General features: G+C 64.6%; 1 protein-coding gene. It reads left to right on the plus strand.

Annotation, left to right across the window (positions count from 1 at the left end; genetic code table 11):
- Nucleotides 1-25,188 (plus strand): Ig-like domain-containing protein, encoded by a 25,188-nt coding sequence (locus ACODTZ_RS00975; RefSeq protein WP_489023105.1) that lies wholly within the window; start codon nt 1-3, stop codon nt 25,186-25,188.
- Nucleotides 25,189-25,339 lie beyond the last annotated feature (151 nt).

Consider the following 25,339-nt stretch of genomic DNA (forward strand, 5'->3'; position numbering starts at 1 on the left):
ATGAACGAACGCTACGTTCGCCCCGCCCCTGACCGCGTCGAAAAGATGCGGGGTAGGAATGCCAAGCCGAAATACGGCTCGATGTTGATGGAGTTGGAACAACGCATCGCATTCGACGCTGCCGGCGCGGCGACCGTGGAAAAATCCCAGGAAAAAGCTAACCAGGATCAAGGGGATCACGGCTCCGCCGAGACCGCGCAGCACGACGGCGCCAGCGATGGTCATGATGCGCTGGTCGCTGCACTTGCCGAACACCAGGCCGCCTCGGCAGCACCCGAGACATCAGCCGTCGCACAGCCGCGTCAGGTGGTGGTGATCGATTCCTCCGTGCCCGATTACCAGGCGCTGGTCAAAGACCTGGGCGACAATTTCAAGATCATCGTGGTCGATCCAAACGAGAACGGTGTTCACGAACTCGCCGAGACGCTTTCGTCCATGCACGATGTCGAGGCGATCCACATCATCTCGCACGGCAAGGAAGGTTTCCTGCAGCTCGGCTCGGCGTCGCTGACGGCAACGACGATGGCGACGGATTACGCCGCCGACCTGACGTCGATACGCGGCTTCTTGACCGATAATGCCGATATTCTCGTCTACGGCTGCAATTTCGCCGAGGGTGAAACGGGCACGAACGCCGTCAAGATGCTCGGCTACCTCACCGGCGCCGACGTCGCCGCCTCGACTGACCCGACGGGAAGTGCGGCCCTCGGTGGCAATTGGGATCTCGAATACCACGATGGCGATATCGCCTCCGACCTCATCGGCACGGACAAGAGCCATGCGGATTACGCCGATACGCTGAACATCGCCGCGTCAAACGGCAATGGGGCGCTGTTGGTTTCGGCCGGGCGCTCGATCTACAGCGTCGATGTTCTGACCGGCAAGGCGACGATGATTACGACGGTGCCGGGAAGCGTCGGCGGCATCACCATGTCGGACACCATCAACTCGCTGGCAGCCGATCAGTCAAATGGCCTGATCTACTACACCGATAGCAACGCCGTTTCAGGCAACAGGGCTCTGTTTGCCTATGACTACATCAACAACACCCATATCCTAGTCGATTCCGATCTGACCACGGGTGCCGCGACCAATATTGTTACGGGCACGACCGGCGTCGGCGGCGGCGCCGCGACATTCTACAACGGCGGCCTCTATCTCGGCGTCGAGAACGTTTCCGGCAGCAACGACCAGATTTACCGCATCACCTTCAGCAACAATGGCCGCACCATGGCCGGAGCGACGGCATTCGGCGCGCAGATCACTGCAGCGAACGATTGGGGCGACTTCGCGATCGATGCGACCAACAACACGCTGCTTAGCATCACCACGCTTGGCATTACCCGCTACAATCTGACTACCGGCGCGATTATCGACAGCATCACCAATGCCACGGGCGGCACTGGTGCGCAGGGTGGTGGTGACATCAATGGCAACACCTATATCGTCGGCACCGATATTCGCCAGATCAACCCGGTCACGGGTGTTGCCATCGGATCGGCCGTGACGATCACGACCAATGGCACGACCGCGCTCACCAATATCTCCGACGCTGCGCGCTGGACGCCGCCGACGGGGACGATCGGCGACAAGATCTTCGCCGACAACGACAAGAGCGGCACCTTCAACACCGGCGATGGCGGCATCGGCGGTGTCACGGTACAACTGATCGATGACGTCAACGGCGACGGCCTGGTAAGCACCGGCGAACGCATTCTGGCGACGGATACGACAGACGCCAACGGCAACTATCTCTTCACCGGCGTTCTCCCCGGCCAGTACATCGTGCGCGTCACCGACGCGAACGGTGTGCTTGGTACGGCGACGCTTACGACGGGAAGCACGACCCAATCGCTTGCGCTCGCCACGATCGGCGCCGCCAACCTCGCGGCCGACTTCGGCTATTATGCCCAGGCACCCATCGTCGACCTCAATTCCGGCACGACGCCGACGCAGATCATCACCAATGGCGGCACGCCGGGGACCACAGGCTGGACGGTCGGCGGCACCGCGGGCGCGCAGGCCAACGGCGGCTTTGCCTGGACGCTCAACGGCGGAACCGGCACGCTGACACAAGCGAACGTGTCAGGCTGGACCGATGGCCTTGCGCCGTCTGGTGCAGCGCAGCTGACATTCGATGTGGGCTGGAGCAACGATCTGTTGCTCGGTATCTCCAACGATAACAACACGCCGGCAACCGTGGATGTCACGATCGGCGGCGTGCTCTATGCGCGCATCACCACGGGCACGCTGAACGGCACGCCGAATACCGCCACGATCACCTATTTCAACGGTGCGACCGGATCACCGTCCACGGTCGCCGCATCGGCCGCCGGCACGACGGCCTGGGGCCGAACCGCCGTCACCATCAACCTGCCCTCAACGGTGGTCGCCACTGGCGACCTCGTCTTCAGCTATTCCGCAGCGGGCGGTCTTCTGACACCGAGCACGGATGACATCTTCATCGACAATGTCAGCGCCTTCCGCAATGTCGATACGGTGGCCGGCGTCAACTATACGACGACCTACACGGAAAACGGCGCCGGCGTATCGATCGGCAGCACGGCGACTGACGTGCGCGATCTCGACAGCACCAACATGCGCTCGGCGACCATCGTCCTCACCAACGCGCAGGCCGGCGATGTGCTGACCGTCGGCACCCTGCCGAGCGGCATCACCGGATCGGTCGATACCTCCGTTGCCGGGCAGGTCACCGTTACGCTGACGGGCTCGGCCACCAAGGCGAGCTACGCCACCGCGATCAAGGCCATCACCTTCTCCAACACCGGCGACAACCCGAGCACGACCGCGCGTGTCATCAATGTCACCGTCAATGATGGCGGCCTGTCGTCGGCCGTCGCCACCTCCACCATCGCGGTCGTCGCCGTCAACGATGCGCCGGTCAACAACCTGCCTGCCAGCTGGACGACCAACGAAGACACCAGCCTGGCGCTGTCGGGTCTTTCGGTCACCGACCTTGACGCCGGCACGGGCTCGATGACGGTCACGCTGAGCGTCGCCTCCGGCACGATCACGGCAACGGCCGGCGGCAGCGTCGGCGTGTCGGGATCGGGAACCGGCACGGTGGTGCTGACCGGCACACTCGCCAATATCAACGCCTATCTCGCCTCGGCTTCCGCGCCCGTTTACGTTCCGGTCGCCGATGCCAACGGTACCGTCGTGCTGACCATGACGACCAACGACAACGGCAACACCGGCACGGGCGGCGCGCTCACGGATGTCGATACGCGCAACATCATCATCAACCCAGTCAACGACGCGCCCGTGCTCGATCTCGACGGCTCGACCACTGGAACCGGCTATTCGGTCGGTTACACGGAAAACGGCACCGGTGTTGCGATCTCGAACACCAACAGCAGTGTCATCGACGTCGACAATACGAACATGGCCTCGGCCGCGATCGTGATCACCAACGGCCAGGCCGGCGACCTCCTTACGGTCACCGGCACCCTGCCAGCGGGGATCACCGCCAGCTACAACGCCACCACCTTCACCCTCACGCTGACGGGCTCGGCCACCAAGGCCAATTACGAGGCCGCCCTGCGCCAGGTGCTCTACACCTCGAGCTCCGACAACCCGACGCTGAACGGCGCCGCCGCATCGCGCAATATCAGCGTCACCGTCAATGACGGCGCTGCCAATTCCAACACGGCCGTCACCGCCGTTGCGATCACCGCCGTCAACGATGCGCCGGTCAACACGCTGCCTGTGAGCTGGACGACCAACGAGGATACCAGCGTCGCGTTGACTGGCCTGTCGATCGCCGATCTGGATGCCGGCACGGGCTCGATGACCGTCCGGCTGCAGGTTCCGACAGGCGTCTTGACCGCCACGGCCGGCGGCTCCGTCACTGTCTCCGGCTCGGGCACCGGCACGCTGGTGCTGACCGGCACGCTCGCCAATCTCAACGCCTATCTGGCATCGAGCGCAGCTCCCGTCTACGTGCCGGTGGCCGATGCGAATGGCAGCGTCACGGTGACGATGACGACAAGCGACCTCGGCAATTTCGGTACCGGCGGCCCGCTCACCGATACCGATACCGCCGTCATCAACATCACGCCTGTCAACGATGCGCCGATCCTCGATCTCGACGCATCGGGCGCCGGCACCGGCTTCACAACGACCTACACGGAAAACGACGCCGGCGTTGCGATTGCCGATACCGATGGCGTGATCACCGACATCGACAGCGCCAACATGGCCTCGCTGTCCGCGGTCATCACCAATGGCCAAGCGGGCGACCTTCTGGCCGTAGCCGGCACGCTGCCCGCGGGCATCACCGCGAGCTACAATTCCACGACCTTCACCCTGACGCTCAGCGGTTCGGCCTCGCGCGCCAGCTACGAGACGGCCCTGCAGCAAATCCGCTTCCTGTCGAGCTCGGAGAATCCATCCACCACGCCGCGCACCATCAACGTCACCGTCAACGACGGTGCCGCCAATTCCAACGTCGCGGTCGCCACCGTCAACGTCATCGCCGTCAACGACGCGCCGGTGAATACGGTGCCGACGTCAGTCACGCTGAACGAGGACGTGCAGACGGCGATCTCGGGCATTTCCGTCAGCGATGTCGACAGCGGCTCGGTGACCGTCACCCTGTCGGTCGCGAACGGCACGCTGTCGCCCTCGGTGATTGCGGGAACGGTCACCGGCAACGGCACGGCCTCTGTCACCGTCTCGGGCACGCTTGCGCAGGTCAACAGCGTGCTCGCCTCGCTCCGCTACACCGGCCGCGCGGATTATAACGGCTCGGACACGCTCGTCGTCTCCACGTCCGACGGTTCGCTGACGGATACGGACAATGTCGCGATCACGGTCACGCCCGTTGCCGATATCACGCCGGATACGGTGGCGACGGCTGAAGACACGGCGATCACCTTCAACGTCATCACCGGAACCAACGGCGCCACCGCCGATACCTTCAAGGACCCCGGTCGCGCCATCACGTCGGTCACGCAGCCGCCGCCCGGGCAGGGCAGCGTCACCTTCGCCGCCGACGGAACGCTGGTCTATACGCCGTCCGCGAACTTCAACGGACAAACGACCTTCACCTACACGGTCACCGCGGGCGGGGTCACTGAGACGGCGACGGTCACGGTCAATGTCAGCGCTGTCAACGATGCGCCGGTGAATAGCCTGCCGGCATCCGGCTGGAGCACCAGCGAGGACACTGCGATCGCGCTCTCCGGGCTGTCGATTTCCGACGTCGACGCCGGCACCGGCACGATGACGGTGACGCTCGCTGTCTCCGGCGGCACGGTTTCTGCGATCTCGGGTGCTGGCGTCACCATTTCCGGATCGGGATCGGCGTCGCTGACCCTGTCGGGCACGCTTTCGGCGATCAACGCCTATCTGGCGTCCGCCGCCGCTCCGCAGTTCAACCCGGCCGCCAATGCCAGCGGCTCGGTGACGCTGACGATGACGACCAACGACGGCGGCAATACCGGCTCCGGCGGCGCGCTTACCGATATCGACACGCGCACCATCACCATCGATCCCGTCAACGACGCACCCGTCAACACGCTGCCGGCCGGCGGCTGGTCGGTCAACGAGGATACGGCCCTTGCGCTAACCGGGCTTGCGATCTCGGATGTCGATGCCGGCAGCGGCACGATGACCGTCGTGCTCGGCGTCAATTCCGGACAGCTGACCGCCGTGTCCGGATCGGGTGTGACGATCAGCGGCTCCGGCACCTCGTCGCTGACGCTGTCAGGCACGCTTGCCAGCATCAACGCCTATCTCGCCAGCACCGCGCGGCCGGTCTACACGCCGGTGGCCGATTTCAACGGCGCGGTCACGCTGACGATGGCGACGAACGACGGCGGCAACACCGGCTCGGGTGGTGCGCTGACCGACGTGGATACGGCAACGATCACCGTCATCGCCGTCAACGACGCGCCGACGCTCGACCTCGACACATCCGCTGCCGGCACCGGCTACGCGACCAGCTATACGGAAAACGCCGCAGGCGTCGCCATCGTCAACACCGGCGTTCTCGTCGCCGACGTCGACAACGCCAACATGGCATCGGCGACAATCGTCATCTCCAATGGCCAGGCCGGCGACGTGCTGTCGGTTACCGGCACGCTGCCATCTGGCATCACCGCGAGCTACAACGCCTCGACCTACACGCTAACCTTGACCGGCTCGGCAACAAAGGCAGCCTACCAGATGGCGCTCGGCCAGATCCGCTATGCCTCGACCTCCGACGATCCGGGTGCGGTGACCCGCTCGATCAACGTCACCGTATCCGACGGTGCCGCATCGTCGAACACGGCCGTGGCAACGGTCGCGGTCACGCCCGTCAACGATCCGCCCGTCAACACGCTGCCATCGGGCGGCTGGACGATGAACGAGGATGGTACGCTATCGCTGACCGGCCTCTCCGTGGCCGATCCCGATATCGGTTCGGGCACGGCGACGGTGACGCTGTCCGTCGGCTCTGGCGTGCTGACGGCTGCAAGCGGCTCGGGTGTGACAATCACCGGCTCCGGCACCGCCACCATCACGCTGTCGGGCACGCTCACGAGCATCAACGCCTATCTGGCCAGCACCGCGCGGCCGAGTTACGCGCCGGTCGCTGATTTCAACGGCAGCGTGACGCTGACGATGACCAGCAGCGACGGCCAGCTCACAGACACCGATACGCAGACAATCGCGATAACTGCCGTCGCTGATATCGCCAACGATACGGCCACGACCAACGAGGACACGGCGGTCGTCATCGCCGTTGATGCCAATGACAGCTTCGAAAACGCCGGCCACACGATCACGGCGATCAACGGCTCTGCCATCGTTGCGAACGGCGTCGTCAACGTCACCAGCGGCACGGTCCGCCTCAATGCCGATGGCACGCTGACCTTCACGCCCTCGGCCAACGTCAACGGCAGCACCAGCTTCACCTATACGGTCACCTCGGGCGGCGTAACCGAGACCGCGACGGTCAACGTGACCATCGTGCCGGTCAACGATGCGCCGGTGAATACCGTTCCGGGCGCGCAGACCGTTGCCGAGGATACGCCGCTTTCAGTATCGGGCGTGTCGGTTGCCGATGTCGATGGCGACGTGCTGACCACGACGGTGACGGTCACCAACGGCATTGCCAACGTGACGACGGGAACCGGCGCGACGATCGCCAACAACGGCACATCATCGGTCCGGCTGTCCGGCACGGCCGCGCAGATCAATGCTGCGTTGGCCGGCCTCACCTATACCGCCACCGCCGACTACAACGGCACGGCGCAGCTGACTGTCGTCACGACGGATGGCTCTTTGACCGACACCGATACGGTGGCGATAACAATCACCCCGGTCGCCGATATCGTCGCCGACAACCTGACGACCAACGAAGACACCGCCATCACCTTCAACGCCATCACGGGTACGAACGGCGCCTCGGCCGACAATTTCGAGAATGCGGGCAGGGCGATCACATCGGTCACGCAGCCTCCGGCCGGCCAGGGCACCGTCACCTTCGCCGCCGATGGCACGATCACGTACACGCCGGCCGCCAATTTCAACGGCACGACGAGCTTCACCTATACGGTCACTTCCGGCGGCGTAACGGAAACCGCGACGGTGACCATCGTGGTCAATCCGGTCAACGATGCGCCGGTCAACACCGTGCCGACGGCACAGACGACGGCGGAAGACACCTCCATCGTCTTCTCGTCCTCCGCCGGCAATGCGATCGTCGTCTCCGATGTCGACAATGGGACGCTGACGGTGACGGTCACCGTCAGCAACGGCTCCTTCTCGCTGTCTGGTACTTCGGGCCTGTCGGTCAGCGCGGGCGATGGCACGGCCGACCAGACGATGATCTTCACCGGCACCACGGCGGCAATCAATACGGCGCTCGCGGGCGCAAGCTATGCGCCGGTTGCCGATTATAACGGCTCGGCGCAGATCTCGGTGCAGACCTCCGACGGTTCGCTCAGCGCCACCAGCAACATCCCGGTGACCATCACCCCGGTCGCCGACATCGCCAACGATTCCGTGTCGACCGATGAAGACGTGCCCGCCGTCATCTCCGTGCTCGCAAACGACAGCTTCGAGAACCCGGGTCGGGCGATCACCGCCGTCAACGGCACCGCGATCACCGCAGGCGGTGCGGCTGTCACTGTCGCCAACGGCACGGTGCGGCTGAATGCCTCCAGCCAGCTGATCTTCACCCCGACGCTTGATTATAACGGCGTGACGACCTTCACCTACACCGTCACGTCCGGCGGGGTGACTGAGACCGCGCAGGTCACCGTCGCCGTCGCCTCGGTGAATACGCCACCTGTCAACACGCTGCCGCCCTCCTTCACCGCAATCGAGGACACGTCCCTCGGCCTCGCCGGCCTGCAGATCAGTGACCAGGACGCCGGCTCCGGCACGATGACGGTGACGCTGTCGGTCAATTCCGGCGTGCTTTCGGCGCTCGGCGCCGGCGGTGTCTCGGTGAGCGGTTCCGGATCATCGGCTCTGACGCTGTCCGGCACCCTGACCGACATCAACGCCTATCTCGCCGGCGCGACACGTCCGAGCTTTACGCCTGCTGTCAATTCCACCGCCAGCGTCACGCTGACGATGACCACCAACGACAACGGCAACACCGGCGGCCCCTCGCTCGTCGATATCGATACGGCGACGATCGCGATCACGGCAGTCAACGATGCGCCTGCCGGCACCGACAATACCGTCACCATCAACGAGGACAGCGTCTACACCTTCTCGGCTGCGAGCTTCGGCTTCACCGATCCCAACGACAGCCCGGCCAACAGCCTCGCCGCCGTCGTCATTACCACGCTGCCGACAAACGGCGTTCTTTCGCTCGGCGGCACCGCCGTCACCGCCGGCCAGGTCATCTCCGCCGCCAATCTCGGCAACCTCACCTTCACGCCGGCAGCCAATGCCAACGGCACGGCACTCGCCTCCTTCACCTTCCAAGTCCGCGACAATGGCGGCACGGCGAATGGCGGCCAGGATACCGACCAGAGCCCGAACAGCTTCACCTTCAACGTCACGGCCGTCAACGACGCGCCGGTCAACACGCTGCCGGCGAGCTTTGGGACTAACGAGGACACGGCGCTGTCGCTGGCCGGCCTGCAGGTCGCCGATGTCGATGCCGGCTCGGGTTCGATCCGGGTCGCACTGAGCGTCAATTCCGGCACGCTCGCCGCCACCGGCGGCTCCGGCGTCACCGTCAGCGGCTCCGGATCGGGCACCTTGGTGCTGACCGGCACACTCTCCAACATCAACGGCTTCCTCGCCGCAGCTGGCACCCGCCCGGTGTTCAACCCCGCCGCCAACGCCAATGGCGCGGTGACGCTGACGATGGTGACCAACGACAATGGCAACACAGGCAGCGGCGGCGCCTTGTCTGACACCGATACGGCGACGATATCAGTGGCGCCGGTCAACGACGCGCCTGTCGGTTCCGATACCGCGATCACCACCAACGAGGATACGGCTTTCTCCGGCACGCTGCCTGTCGCGACCGATGTCGACGGCGACAGCCTGACCTACGGCGCCGGGTCGATCGCGCCGTCGCACGGCACCGTAGTGGTCAACCCCAACGGCACCTATACCTACACACCGTCAGCCAATTTCAACGGCACCGACAGCTTCACCTACAGCGTCACCGACGGCACCGCCACGGTCCAATATCTGGTCAGCGTCACCGTCAACTCGGTCAACGACGCGCCTGTCGGTGTCAACGATACCGCGCAGACCAATGCCGGCGTCAGCACGAGCCTCAACGTGCTCGCCAACGACACCGACGTCGACGGCGACGTGCTGCAGGTCTCGGCCATTAACGGCGTCGCCGGCAATGTCGGGCTTGCCATTACAGGTTCGAACGGCGGCACGTTCACGATCGGCGCCAACGGCGCGGCGGTGTTCAATCCGGGCACGGCCTTTGCCGACCTTCCGGCCGGCCAGAGCCGCACCTCCAGCGTTACCTATCAGCTGTCCGACGGCCATGGCGGCTTCTCGACCGCGACGGTCACGGTGACGGTCACAGGTGTCAACGATGCGCCGATCTCGACGCCGATCGCCAATCAGACCGGCAACGATGCCCAGGCGGTGACGCTCAATGTCGGCGGCAACTTCAGCGATCCCGATACCGGCGACACGCTGACCTTCGCCGCGACCGGCCTTCCTCCGGGCCTGACGATCAACGCCACCACCGGTGTCATCTCCGGCACCATCAACCGCAGCGCCAGCGTCAACGGTCCCTATGCCGTCACGGTGACGGCGACCGACGGCAGTGGTGCTACGGCGAGCCGCAGCTTCACCTGGGCCGTTCTCAACCCGCCGCCAGTGGCCGCCGCCGACAATCTGGCTACCACCGAGAACTCCCCGCTCACGGGCTCCGTCTTCGCCAACAATGGCAACGGTGTCGATTCAGATCCCGATGGCGACCCGATTTCCGTCTCCGCGGTCGGCGGTAGCGGCGCCGGTGTCGGCCAGGCCGTGGCCGGCTCGAACGGCGGTACCTTCACGATCAACGCCGATGGCACCTACGCCTTCAATCCCGGCACCGCCTTCGACGATCTCGCCGCCGGCGCAACGCGGGTTACGACCGTCACCTATACAATCACCGACGGCCAGGGCGGCTTCTCGACGGCAACCGTGACCGTCACGGTCACCGGCCTGAACGATGCGCCGGTCGCAGTGGCCGACAGCTTCACCACCAACGAGGATACGTCCGTTACCTTCGACGTCCGCGCCAACGACAGCGATGTCGATGGCGGCACGCTGAGTGTTACTGCGATCAATGGCACGGCGATCGTCACCGGCGGCTCGGTGGCCGTCACCGGCGGGGTGGTCACGCTCAATGCCGATGGCCGGCTGACCTTCACGCCAACGGCCGATTACAACGGCAGGCCGACTTTCACCTACACGATCTCCGACGGCCAGGGCGGCACGGCGACGGCAACTGTCACCGGCACCGTCAACCCGGTTCAGGACCCACCGGTCGCCGCCAACGACAGCTTCACGACCAACGAGGATACGGCGGTCACCTTCGATGTGCGCGCCAACGACAGCGACGTTGATGGCGATGCGCTTGCCGTGATCCAGATCAACGGTTCGAACATCGCCTCCGGCGGCTCGGTCGCCGTCACCGGCGGCAGCGTCCGGCTCAACGCGGATGGCACGCTGACCTTTACGCCATTGGCCAACTACAACGGCAATCCGAGCTTCAGCTACACCATCTCCGACGGCCATGGCGGCACAGCGACGGCAACCGTCAACGGTACGGTCAACCCCGTCCAGGATCCGCCGGTCGCCCAGAACGACAGCTTCACGACACCGGAAGACCAGCCCGTCACCATCGCCGTTCTTACCAATGACAGCGATCCGGATGGCGACGCGCTGACGATCACGGAGATCAACGGCACCGGCATCACCGTCGGCAATGCCGTGGCCATCACCGGCGGCAGCATCACGCTGAACGCCAACGGCACGCTGACCTTCACGCCCACGGCGAATTTCAACGGCAGCCCCAGCTTCACCTACACCGTCTCCGACGGCAACGGCGGTACAGCGACGGCAACCGTCAGCGGCACGGTAACGCCGGTCAACGACATCCCCGTCGCTGTGGCCGATAGCTTCACGACGGCAGAGGATACGGCCGTCACCTTCGATGTGCTTGGCAATGACAGCGATATCGACGGCGACACGCTCACCGTGACCGCAATCAACGGCGCCAATATCGCGGCCGGCGGGGTGGTAAACGTTACCGGTGGCACAGTGCGGCTGAACGCCAACGGCACGCTGACCTTCACGCCGACAGCGAATTTCAACGGCAGCCCGAGCTTCACCTACACCATCTCCGACGGCAATGGCGGCACCGCGACCGCCACCGTCAGCGGCAGCGTGACGCCGGTGAACGACGCGCCGGTTGCCGTCAACGACAGCTTCACGACGCCTGAAGATACGGCCGTGACCTTCGATGTCCGCGGCAACGACAGCGACGTGGATGGCGATGCGCTCAATGTGACCGAGATCAACGGCACCGCGATTGCGTCCGGCGGGTCCGTGGCGATCACCGGCGGCAGCGTCAGGCTCAATGCGAATGGCACGCTGACCTTTACGCCGGCTGCCAACTACAACGGCACCCCATCCTTCACCTACACTATTTCAGACGGCAACGGCGGTACCGCGACGGCCACGGTCAATGGTACGGTCACGCCGGTCAACGACGCGCCCGTCGCCTCCGACACCACCGTCTCCGTAGATGAAGATGGCGTTATCTCGAGCACCCTGCCCACCGCGACCGATGCGGACGGCGATGCGATCACCTATGCCGCCGGCAGCACCACGCCGGCGCATGGCACCGTTGTCGTCAATCCAAACGGCACCTACAGCTATACGCCATCGGCTAATTTCAACGGGACCGACCGGTTCACCTATGTCGTCAGCGACGGCAAGGGCGGCAGCAACGAGTATACAGTCACGGTCAATGTCGCGAGCGTCAACGATGTGCCGGTCGGTTCTCCACTTCCGGCCCGATCGGGCGCAGATGGCGCCGCCGTTACCTTCGATGTCGCCGGCTTCTTTACGGATGCCGACAACGACACGCTGACCTATTCCGCAAGCGGCCTGCCGGTCGGTCTGTCGATCAACGCCGCCGGTGTGGTGACCGGAACGATCGATCGCCAGGCGAGCGTCGGCGGACCAACGGGCAATGGCGTCTACACGGTGACCATCAGCGTCAATGACGGCCATGGCGGCACGGCCAGCCAGAGCTTCTCCTTCTCGGTCAGCAACCCGCCGCCGGTCGCCGTCAACGATGCGGTCACCGCGACCGAGGATACGCCGCTCACCTTCAACGTGCTCGACGGTTCGGCGAGCGGCGGCGTACCTGATAGTGATCCCGATGGAGATCCGCTGACGGTCACGGCGGCCAGCGCCGCCAACGGCACGGTGACGCTCGGCTCCGGTGGCCAGATCACCTATCAGCCGAACGCCAACTTCAATGGCACCGATACGATCACCTATACGATCTCCGACGGAAACGGCGGAACGGCGACCGCGACAGTTACCGTCACCGTGCTCGCGGTCAACGACGCGCCGGTCGGCCAGCCCATCGCCGACCGCACGAGAAACGACGGCGATACCGACAGCCTCGATATCTCCTCCTTCTTCTCGGATGCCGATGGCGATCCGCTCACCTATGCCGCAAGCGGCCTGCCCGCAGGGCTCACCATCGATCCGGCCACCGGCCTGGTCTCCGGTCGCATTGCGCCGGAAGCTTCGGGCCCGACCGGCGAAGCCGTCTATACGGTGACGGTCACGGCATCGGACGGGAAGGGCGGCACGACCTCGGTCACCTTCCACTACACCGTCCTCAACCTGCCGCCGATCGCGCGCGACGATTTCGCGACGACCAACGAGGACACGCCGGTCGATATCGACGTGCTCGCCAATGACGGCGATCCGGATGGCGACAATGACGAAGTCATCCGCGTCAACAATGTGGTGCTGCAGTTGAACGGCCCGGCAGTCGCGACGACGAACGGCACGGTTCAACTGGTCGCCGGCCCGACCGACCGGCCGGTGCTGCGCTTCACGCCGAACGCGAACTATAACGGCCAGGAAAGCTTCAGCTACTCGATCGACGACGGCAATGGCGGCGTTGATACCGCGACGGTGACGATCACGATCATCCCGCAGAACGACGCGCCCGAGGGGACCAACCCGATACCGGATCGCGTTCGTGCCGATGGCCAGCAGCTGATCTATCGCGTCTCGGATTTCTTCGACGATCCCGACGGCGATACGCTGAACTACACGATCACGGGCCTGCCTGCCGGTTTGAGCTTCGACCAGGCAACCGGCCTCATCTTCGGCACGATCGATCACAACGCCAGCCAGGGCGGCGCCGGCGGTTTCTACCAGATCACGGTCACGGCGCATGACGGGCCGAATGGCACTGGCGCGTCCGTATCCCAGACCTTCGAGCTCCAGGTGACCAATCCGGGCCCGACCGCCGTTAACGACAATCTCGCGATCAACGAGGATCAATCCGCGACGTTCAACGTCATCACCGGCGCGGGGACGGCGAGCGGCAACGCCGGCGCGGACATCGATCCGGATGGCGATACGCTGAGCCTGATCGCCGCCTCGGCCGGCCACGGCTCGCTGACCTTCGCGGCGAACGGTTCGATCACCTATGTCCCGGCCGCCGATTTCAACGGCACCGACACGATCATCTACACCATCTCCGACGGGCAGGGCGGCGTCTCGACGGCGACGGTTACGATCACGATTAATGCCGTCAACGATGCGCCCGATGTCAGCGGCCCGCTTCCGGCCCAGATGGACAGCGACGGCCAGACCGTCTCCTTCGACGCCGGTATCTATTTCTCCGATCGCGATGGCGATACGTTGAGCTATGCCGCGACCGATCTCCCGCCCGGCCTGCAGATCGATGCCGCGACCGGCGTGATCTCGGGTTCGCTTCCCAACAACGCGTCTCGCCCCGAGCCCTATGTCGCAACGATCAACGTATCGGACGGGCAGGGCGGCACGATCTCGCGCACGATCACCTGGATCATCAGCAACTTCCCGCCCAAGGCGTTCAGCGATTCTCTGTCGGTCGGGCAAAACGCCAGCGGTGGCGGCAATGCGCTGACCAATGATACCGACCCCGATGGCGACGCCCTGACCATCGACCGGATCAACGGCCAGGCGGCAAGCGTCGGCCAGGCGGTCGCCGGTTCGAACGGCGGTACCTTCACCGTCAGCGCCACGGGGGTCTATACCTTCAATCCGGGCACGGATTTCGCCGATCTTGGCGCCGGCGAGACCCGCACGACGTCGGTCACCTACCGCGTGACGGATGCCGATGGCGAAAGCGATACGGCGACGATCACCGTCACGGTCACCGGCGTGAACGACAATCCGACGGCAACGCCCATTCCCGCGGTGACACTCGCCGATGGCCAGTCGCTCGATGGAAAGCCGATCGACGTCAGCGATTTCTTCAGCGACGTCGACGGCGATACGCTGACCTTTACGGCATCCGGCCTGCCGGCAGGCCTGTCGATGGACGCGAATGGGGTTATCACCGGCAAGATCGCGGCCGACGCGTCGTCGGGTGGCCCGACCTATACGGTGGAAGTGCTGGCAAGCGACGGCCAGGGCGGCACGTTCAGGACAACCTTTGATCTTACCGTCACCAATCCGGCTCCGACCGCCGTCAACGATACCGCGACCACCACCGAGGACGTGCCGCTTCTCAACATCAACGTGCTTGGAAACGATACCGACCCTGATGGCGACGTGCTGACGATCGATCCCGATTTCCCGCCGCAGGCCGGCCACGGCACGGTGACGGTCAACATCGACGGAACGCTGAACTATACGCCTGCAAAAGACTTCAACGGCATCGACACGGTGGTCTACCGCGTGACCGACGGCCAGGGAGGCCTCAGCACCGGCGTGCTGACGATCACGGTGGGCGCCCAGAATGACGCGCCGATCGAAACCCCGATCGCCGACATGGAACGCAATGACGGCGACACGATCAGCTTCGACATTTCGAGCTATTTCGCCGATCCCGAGGGCGGCGTACTGACGTACGACGTTCAAGGCCTGCCACCGGGCCTGACCTTCGATCCTGCGACCGGCATCATCAGCGGTCGGATCAGCGCGGGCGCATCCGGCCCGATGGGCCTGTCCAATTACCTGGTCAAGGTCATCGCAACCGACGACGGTGGTCTCACTGCCGAATCCGATTTCACCTATGTCATCCGCAACATCGCGCCCGACGCGATGAACGACACGGCAAGGACGCAGGAGGACCAGCCTGTCGATATCGATGTGCTCGCCAACGATGTCGATACCGACGGCGATGCCAAGAGCATCGTTCTCGTCAACGGCGTCAACCTGAGTGTCGATGGCGCGGCCGTGCCGATCTCCAACGGCTCGGTGCAGCTCGTGCTTGTTAACGGCGCGCAGGTGCTGCGCTTCACGCCTGCCGCCAACTACGCCGGAACCGCTTCCTTCACCTACACGATCAACGATGGCAATGGCGGCAGCGACACGGCGACGGTGACGGTCACGGTCGATCCCGTCAACGATGCGCCCGTGGCGACCCCGATCCCCGATCGCGCGCAGGCCGATGGCTCTGCCGTCAGCTTCGATGTCAGAGGCTTCTTCAGCGATGTCGATGGCGACACGCTGGCGATCTCTGTCAACGGCCTGCCGCCCGGCCTCGGCTTCGACCCCGCGACCGGTCTCATCAGCGGCACGCTGGATGCCAATGCATCGGCCGGCAGCCCATACACTGTCGTGGTATCCGCCGACGATGGCCATGGCGGCCAGGTCTCGACGCAGTTCGTCTTCTCCGTCAGCAACCCGGCGCCGATCGCCGCCAATGACGCGGTCGCGACCAATGAAGATACAGCCGTTACCTTCAACCCGATTACCGGCGTCGGCACGGCCGGCGGTGGTGTGGATGTCGATCCCGACGGTGATCCGCTGACGATCGTTGCGATCGACGGCCAGCCGATTGCCACCAATGGCACGGTTGCCGTTGCGGGCGGCATCATCCGTCTCAACGGCGATGGATCGCTGACCTTCACGCCAACGGCCGATTTCAACGGCACGGTCCCTCTGACCTACCGCATCAGTGACGGCAATGGCGGATTTGCGGAAGCATCGATCGTCATTACCGTCGCGGCGGTCAACGATGTCGGCGTCGTCGATCTCAACGGCGCCGGCGCCGGCGTCGATCTCACCGTCTCGTTCAACGAGGGCGATGCACCGGTCGCGATCGCCAGCGGCGATGCAACCGTGTTCGATGTCGAGAACGGCATCACGTCGCTGAACGTCGCGCTTGGCGGCTTTGCCAATGCCGGCTCCGAGATCATCCACCTGAACGGCTCCGTCGATATCGTCTACGGTACGGCCAACACCGGCACGATCATCTTCGGCGGCACGACCTTCCGCTTCAGCTATGACGGTGCCAATGCGCTTGCCATCACCAATGCGGCCGGTGGTACGATGGGCAACGCGGCGACCAGCGCCCTGCTGCGCGCCATTCAATATGAAAACAGAAGCGACAACCCGACCACGGGGGATCGCACCGTCTCGATCACGGTGACCGACGATGGCGGCGCGACCTCGGCCGCGGCGGTCGCGACGATCTCGATCGGTGCCGTCAACGACGCGCCCGTTGCCGTCGATGATACGGCGACCACGGATGAGGACACCGCCATTGTCGGCGCCGTGCCCGGCGTGCTGGGCAACGATACAGACGCTGACGGCGACGCGCTCGTCGTCACGGCGGTGGGTGCCGGCGCGCCCGGTGCTGCGGTTGCCGGCTCGACGGGCGGCAGCTTCGTGATCAACGCCGACGGCAGCTATCGCTTCGATCCCGGCGCCGATTTCCAGAGCCTCAAGGCCGGCGAAACACGGCTTACCTCGGTCACCTACGCGGTATCGGACGGCCACGGCGGCACGGCGAACGCCACGCTGTCGGTCACCGTCGTCGGCGTCAACGACGCGCCGATCGGAAGTGATGGGAGCTTCCAGACCGGCGAGGATACGGTTGCGACCGGCTCCTTGCCCATCGCGACAGATCCCGATGGCGACGCGCTGACTTATGCCATCGCCACGCCGCCCGCCAATGGCGTGGTCACCATCAGCGCCGACGGCAGCTATCGCTACACGCCACCAGCCAATTTCAACGGCAGCGACAGCTTCACCTATAGCGTTTCCGATGGTCGCTCGACGGTCACCTACACCATGGCCGTCACCGTCACGCCGGTCGACGACGCACCTGTGGGTACGCCGATCGCCAATCAGGCCTATCAGGATGCGCAGACCATCAGCTTCGATGTCTCGGGCAACTTCAGCGATATCGATACGCCCAGCCTGAGCTTCACCGCGACGGGCCTGCCGACAGGTCTCTCGATCTCGTCGCAGGGCGTCATCACCGGGACGGTCGACCGCGACGCATCGCAGCTCAACGGCGGCGCTTACTCGGTCACGGTGTCCGCCAGCGATGGCACGAGCTCGGCGAACCAGACCTTTGTCATTACAGTCACCAACCCGGCGCCCATCGCCCGCGACGACGCCGCCAGCACCGGCGAGAACGCTGATATCGCCGGCTCGGTCTTCGCCGACAATGGCAATGGCGCGGATAGCGATCCGGATGGCGACACGATCGTGGTCAGCGCCGTCAACGGTGTTGCCGGCAATGTCGGTGCGTCGATCGCAGGCTCGGCGGGCGGGCGGTTCGTGATCGGCACCGATGGCAGCTACACATTCGTGCCGGGCACCGATTTCGACAATCTAAAGGCCGGCGAACAGCGCACCACCAGCGTCAACTACACCATATCCGACGGCCAGGGCGGCACATCGACCGCGACCTTCACGGTGACGGTATCGGGCGCCAACGATCTCCCTGTGGGCTCCGACGTCGCGGTCACAACGTCCGAGGACACGGCCCTCAGCGGCCGGCTGCCGGCGGCGACCGATGTCGATGGCGATCCGCTGACCTATGGCGTCGGCAGCCAGCCGGCGCATGGCAGCGTCACGATCGACCCGACCGGCGCCTACGTCTATACGCCGACCGCGAACTTCAACGGCAGCGACAGCTTCACCTATACGATTTCTGATGGCACTGCTGTCGTGACGCATACGGTGACCGTGACCGTCAACCCGGTCAACGATGCGCCGGTTCTGCAGGATGTCGCGGTGTCGATGAACGAAGACGGTACGGCGACGGGCCAGATCGTTGCAACCGACATCGACGACGCGCCGGCCACGCTGGTCTATGGTCTTCAGACCGCAGCCGCGAGCGGGACCGCCGTCGTCAACCCCGACGGCACCTACAGCTACATCCCCAATCCCAATTTCAACGGCACCGACAGCTTTGTCGTGGTCGTCAGGGATCCCAGCGGCGCCACCGCTACGGCAACGATCACGATCACGGTCGGCGCGGTCAACGATCCACCTGTCGCCGTCGACGATGCCGCCGCGACCACCGAGAATACCGCGATCTCAGGCAATGTGATCGTCGGCGGACCGGGTGCCGACAGCGATCCGGATGGCGACACGCTGACCGTTGTCGGCGTCGGTGCGGCCACCGGCAATGTCGGGGTCGCAATTACCGGCCAGGGCGGCGGTAGCTTCCTGATCGCCGCCGACGGCTCCTATACGTTCGACCCCGGCACCGACTTCGACGGGCTTGCCGCCGGTGCGACCGCGACGACATCCGTGAGCTACACGATCTCCGATGGCCATGGCGGCGTCGCTACCGCGACGCTGACGGTCACCGTCACCGGCCTCAACGACGCGCCGAATGCGCCGGCCTTGCCGCCGCAGGCAAGTCTCGATGGTGCGGCGATCGTGCTGCCGGTTGGTGCCCAATTCACCGATGTCGATGGCGATCCTCTGACCTTCGATATCACCGGCCTACCGCCGGGTCTCGGCTACAACACCCAGACCGGCGAAATCACCGGCAACATCCTCCCGAACGCCTCCGGCACGACTGGTAGCGCGGTTTATAACGTCACGATTACGGCGAGAGACAGCCTCGGCGGCGAAGCGGTTCGCAGCTTCGCTTGGACGGTGACCAATCCGATACCGGATGCGGTCAACGATGCCTTCACGATGGACGAAGGTGGCCAGCTGAGCGGCTCGGTTCTCGACGCCAACGGCAATGGCCCCGACACCGATCCCGATAATGATCCGCTCACCGTTTCCCTGGTGACGAATACCGCGCATGGCGCTCTCGTGCTCAATCCCGATGGCACCTTCACCTACACGCCGACCGCAGGGTTCAACGGCACCGACAGCTTCGTCTACCGCATCGACGACGGAAATGGCGGCACCGATACGGCAACCGTCACGATCACCATTAATCCGGTCAACGACGCGCCTGTTGTCGTCAACGACAACTTCACCGTCGCCGAGGATGGCCAGGTGGTCATTCCGGTTTTGGCGAACGACAGCGATCCCGATGGCGATACGCTGACGATAACGGAGATCAACGGTCAGCCGATCAGCGTCGGCGGCAGCGTTGCGCTCGTGTCCGGAACGGTGACGCTGAATTCCGATGGTACGCTGACATTTGCGGCGGCGCCCGATTTCGCTGGCAATGCCAGCTTCACCTACACGGTCTCCGACGGAACCCTGAGCGTGCAAGGCACGGTCACCGGCACGGTGACGGGTGTCAACGACGCACCTGTCAACGGCCTGCCGGCGACCTTCAACGGCACCGAGGATACGGCGCTGCCGCTTGCCGGCCTGTCGATCTCGGATGTCGATGCCGGATCGGGCACGATGACCGTGACGCTCTCGGTCGATGCCGGCACGCTGACGGCTGCCGCCGGCGGCAATGTGGCCGTGACCGGCAACGGTTCGGGCGCGATTACGCTCACCGGCACGCTCGGCGATATCAACGCCTACCTCGCTGGTGCATCGGCCCCGGTCTATCATCCGCTCTTGAATTCGAATGCGCCCGTGACGCTGACCATGGTCACCAGCGACGGCGGCAATAGCGGCGCCGGCGGCGTTCAGACCGATACCGACCGGGCGACGATCATTCTCGCTCCAGTCAATGATGCGCCTGTCGCGACCGGCTCGATGATCCAGACGCGCGAAGACGTGCCGGTTTCCGGCGTGGTGGCCGCCACCGATCCGGATGGAGACCCGCTGACTTATGCGGTCGCAACAGGCCCACGCAACGGCACCGTCGTCATCGATGCCGCCGGGCGCTACCTCTACTCGCCCAACACCGATTTCAACGGCACCGATAGCTTCGACATCAGCGTCAGCGACGGGCAGGGCGGTGTCACCACCGTCACGATCGCGGTGACGGTAACGCCTGTTAACGACGCGCCCGTTGGTGCGGATGCGACGGCGACGGTGGCAGAGGACCAGACGCTGAACGGCCAGCTGCCGGTGGCGACCGACGTGGACAGCCCCAGCCTGACCTACGGGCTTGGCGGGCAGGCGGCGCACGGCACGGTGACGGTCAACTCCGACGGCACCTACAGCTACGTGCCGGCCGCGAACTACAACGGTTCCGACAGCTTCACCTACACCGTCTCCGACGGCCAGGCGACATCAACCTACACGATCTCGATTACCGTGATCGCGGTCAACGATGCGCCTGTGAGCTCGGGAACCTCGATCTCCACCGAGGAGGACGAAACCGTCACCGGCCAGCTGCCACCGGCTACCGACGCCGATGGCGACCCGATCACTTACGGGCTCGCCACGCAGGCATCCAACGGTACCGTGGTCATCAACTCCGACGGCAGCTACAGCTACACGCCGGCGCCCGGCTACAACGGCTCCGACAGTTTCAGCTTCAGCGTCTCGGATGGCAGGGATTCCACGACCTACGTGGTCAATGTCACCGTAGGCGCGGTCAATGATCCGCCGAGCGGCTCCAATGCCGCGATCACCGTTGCCGAAGACGGCCTTGCCAGCGGAACGCTGCCGCTTGCGACCGATCCGGATGGCGATCCACTGACCTATGGGCTGGGCGCGCCTGCCGCGCACGGCACGGTCACCGTCAACACCGACGGCACCTACACCTATCGGCCGAATGCCAACTACAACGGCACCGACAGCTTCACCTACACGGTTTCCGACGGCATCGATCAGTCGACCTATACGGTCTCGATCACAGTGACGCCTGTCAATGACGCCCCGGTCGGATCGAACACCGCGATCACCGTCTCGGAGGACGTGCCCTTCGACGGCGTGCTGCCGGCCGCCAGCGATGTGGATGGCGATCCGGTTCGCTATGCCGTCGGCACGCAGCCGATGCATGGTTCGGTGACCGTCAATCCCGACGGAACCTACCGATACGTGCCGGCAGCCGACTATAACGGCGCCGACAGCTTCACCTATCAGGTGACCGATGGCCAGGCGGTCTCGACCTACACGGTCGCGATCACGGTGACCGCGGTCAACGACGCGCCGGTTGGCAGCAACGTCTCGATCTCCGTCGATGAAGACGGCTCTGCGTCGGGAACGCTGCCCCGCGCCGTCGATGTCGATGGCGATCCGCTGACCTATCTGCTGCAGAACGGGCCGAGCCACGGCGTGGCCACCGTGGCAACAGATGGCAGCTACACCTATATCCCCGCCGCCAATTTCTCGGGGACGGACACGTTCACCTACGCCGTTTCCGATGGCACTGTGCTGTCCGTCTACACGGTGACGGTGAATGTCGGTGCCGAAAACGATGCGCCGACGGGCTCGGATCTGGCAATCAGCATCTCCGAGGATACAAGCTTTACCGGCTCGCTTCCCTCAGCCTCCGATGCGGATGGCGACACGGTCGTCTATGGCCTTGGCACGCCGGCGGCCCATGGGGCCGTTACCGTCAATCCCGACGGCACCTTCAGCTATGTGCCGCAGGCAAACTATGCCGGGCCTGACCAGTTCACCTACACCTTGTTCGATGGAACCGTGACGGTGACCTATACCGTCACCATCGACGTCCAGGGTGTGAACGACGCGCCGGTCGGCGCCGACACGGCCATCTCGCTTGCCGAGGATACGCCCTTCTCGGGCCAGCTTCCGCCGGCCGTCGATCCCGATGGCGATGCGGTCACCTACGCTCTCGCCGGCGCGGCAAGCCACGGGACCGTCAGCATCAATGCCAACGGGACATACAGCTATATCCCGGACAGCAATTTCAACGGCACCGACAGCTTCAGCTATTCCGTCAGCGACGGAACGGCGACCAACGTCTACCGCGTCTCGGTCACCGTCAGCGCCGTCAACGATGCGCCCATCGGGTCCGATACGTCGATTTCGGCGCAGCAGGGCACGGTCGCGACCGGCAATCTGCCGCCGGCTTACGATATCGAGGGAAGCCCGGTCACCTATGGACTGGGCGCGCAGGCCGCGCACGGCACCGTGGTGATCGGAGCGAACGGCAGCTATTCCTATCAGCCCAATAGCGGCTTCAGCGGCAGCGATCAGTTCACTTACACCGTCTCCGACGGCACGGCGGTATCGATCTACACCGTCACCGTATCGGTTGGTGCCGTCAACAGCGCGCCTTCCGGCCAGGACACGACGCTCACCGTTTCCGAGGATACGCCGTTTACCGGCCAGCTGCCGGTCGCGACCGACGCGGATGGCGACGCGCTGACCTACGGCCTTGCCGCCGGACCGGCGCATGGTGTCGTGACGGTTTCGGCAAACGGGCAATATTCCTTCACGCCCGACCGCAATTTCAACGGCAGCGATCAGTTCAGCTACTCGGTCAGCGATGGCCGGGCGACGGTGGTCTACCGCGTGTTCGTTACGGTCACGCCCGTCAATGACGCCCCCGTCGGATCGGATACCGCTATTTCGCTCGCAGAGGACACGAGCTTCACCGGGCGGTTGCCGACGGCATCCGACGCCGATGGCGATGCTATCACCTATGGCCTGGCGGCCGCTGCCGGTCACGGCACGGTCAGCATCAATGCCGACGGGACCTATAGCTACACACCCAACGGCAACTTCAACGGCACCGACAGCTTCAGTTACTCGGTGAGCGATGGTACGGTCACCAACATCTATCGCGTGACCGTGACAGTCACCGCCGTCAATGATGCGCCTGTCGGGTCGGATACGTCGATCTCGGTGCAGGAGGGAACGGTCACGACCGGCACCCTGCCACCGGCCTTCGATGTCGAGGGCGCGCCGGTCACCTATGGTCTCGGCGCCAATCCGGTCCACGGCACGGTCACGATCGATCCGAACGGCAACTACAGCTACCAGCCGGACGCTGGATTCAGCGGTGCCGACCAGTTCACCTATACGGTGTCCGACGGCACGGCGACCTCGGTCTATACCGTCACGGTCTCCGTCGGCGCGGCGAATGGCGCACCCGTCGGCAGCGACACGACGCTGACGATTGCCGAGGATACGACGTTTACCGGCACGCTTCCCGTCGCCACCGATCCCGATGGCGATCCGCTGAGCTACGCGGTTGCCGCCGGACCTGCCCACGGCGTCGTCACGATCACGGCGGACGGCCGCTATGTCTTCACGCCGAACGGCAATTTCAACGGCACGGACCAGTTCAGCTATTCGGTGAGCGATGGCCGGGCGACAGTCGTCTACCGCGTGTTCGTCACGGTCACCCCCGTCAACGACGCGCCTGTCGGGTCCGGCACCGCGATCGCGGTCGGACGCGACCAGACCGTTACGGGCACCTTGCCGCCGGCCTTCGATGTCGAGGGATCGCCGATCACCTACCAGTTGGGATCGGCCGCAGCCCACGGCGTTGTCACCGTCAATCCGGATGGCAGCTACAGCTACACGCCGGCAGCCGGCTATGAAGGTGGCGACAGCTTCACCTTCACGGTCTCCGACGGCGACGCGACATCGACCTACACGGTGACCATTGCCGTTGGCGCTGCCGTGCCGCCGACAACACCGGAAACACCGCCCGGCGAACGTCCGCCGCTCGAAAGGGATCCGCCGGTCGTGTTCCCCGTCGATGCGAACGATCCGGGCGCGCCTGATTTCGGTGACGAGACCGAGGAGATTGGTGGCGCATCGAAGGAGATCATGGACGATCTAGGCGCCATATCGGATGACATCACGGTGGATGGCCCGATCGACGCAGTCGTCAACGCCGCGCAGCCTCTGAACGGCATCGGCTCGCTGCCGCGCCATGGCGCGGTGCTGCATGCCGTGCGTCAGATCTCCGAATGGATCGAAAGCGGGCGCCGTCTCGACGACATCCACATCGGCTTCTTCAAGGGCGGATCGAATATCCACATCGCCGGATCGGGTGACGATAGCACCTGGTTCACAGTCGATACGATCTTCAACGAGAACTTCCTCTATATCCTGCCCGCCTATGGCAGCCAGACGGACAAGACGAGCTTCAGCGTGACGCTGTCCGACGGTCGCGCTCTGCCGGACTGGATGACGGTGACGCATGGCGGCATGATAATCGGCCGTCCGCCTGTCGGTGCCGTCTCGATCGACATCCGCGTGTGGGGCACCTCGCGCGACGGTACGGTGAGCGACACGCTGAGGATCGACCTGCAGACGGGAACCGTGCTCGATCATGTCAGGGACCGGCGCGCCGATCTTGGGCCGGGGGCGCTGTTCTCCAGCCAAATGTTGGCCGAGGCGAACATTCATGGATCGCAAAGCGACCGGCTCTGGAGTGCCCTGCGCGGGCAATGATACCGACTGCGGCGACGCTGCGCCGTGTCCTTGAGCCCTCTAGCGGCAGCCGGATGAGCTTGCCGCCGAGGCGAGAAGCTGCCGTTGCGGATTAAAGGGACGGAAAGAAAATTGATGTAGTTGGGTTCTCTATTGTCCTGAGTTCCAGACC

This window comes from Rhizobium sp. FG113 (assembly GCF_057809895.1).

Bases quoted from the DNA above. Each gene is read 5' to 3' on its own strand.
- ACODTZ_RS00975 (WP_489023105.1), top strand. From the start codon at position 1: ATGAACGAACGCTACGTTCGCCCCGCCCCTGACCGCGTCGAAAAGATG.